The organism is Rossellomorea aquimaris (assembly GCF_000935355.1).
GTDB classification, from domain to species: Bacteria; Bacillota; Bacilli; order Bacillales; family Bacillaceae_B; genus Rossellomorea; species Rossellomorea aquimaris_B.
Genome location: NZ_JXZC01000030.1, coordinates 1 through 582, shown reverse-complemented (window position 1 = coordinate 582; position 582 = coordinate 1). Strand labels below are relative to the sequence as shown.

Here is a 582-nt window from a genome sequence, read left to right as displayed (position 1 = left end):
AATACTGGTTTCCCTTCTTGGTCTGGTGCATTTCCGGGTCGCGCTTGCCGTCCTTGTTCTTGGTCGAACTGGGCGCATTGATCAGCGTTGCATCGACGATGGTGCCCTGGCGCAGCGACAGGCCGCGGTCGCCCAGATAGCCATTGATGACAGCGAGGATGCCGGCCGCCAGCTCGTGTTTCTCCAGCAAGCGGCGGAAGTTGAGAATGGTGGTTTCGTCGGGGATGCGCTCCAGGTTCAGCCCGGCAAACTGGCGCAGGATCGTGGTTTCGTACAGCGCTTCCTCCATCGCTGGATCGCTGTAGCCGAACCAGTTCTGCAGCAGATGCACACGCAGCATCGCCATCAACGGGTAGGCCGGACGGCCACCTTCACCTTTCGGATAATGTGGCTCGATCAAAGCAATCAAGCCCTTCCACGGCACCACCCGATCCATCTCGATCAGGAACAACTCCTTGCGGGTTTGCTTGCGCTTGCCAGCGTACTCGGCGTCGGCGAAGGTCATCTGCTTCATCGGGAAACTCGGTGGGTGGGGTCGCGGTATTTTGCCAAATCAGAAAGTCTTTTTCAGAGTTTCCCTAA

The 582-nt window shown here is 58.1% G+C and carries 1 pseudogene; it reads right to left on the bottom strand.

The window, feature by feature from the left end:
• Positions 1 to 514, bottom strand: a pseudogene (locus TV75_RS21685) (IS5-like element ISPst7 family transposase); the annotation flags it as partial.
• Positions 515 to 582: the final 68 nt, after the last annotated feature.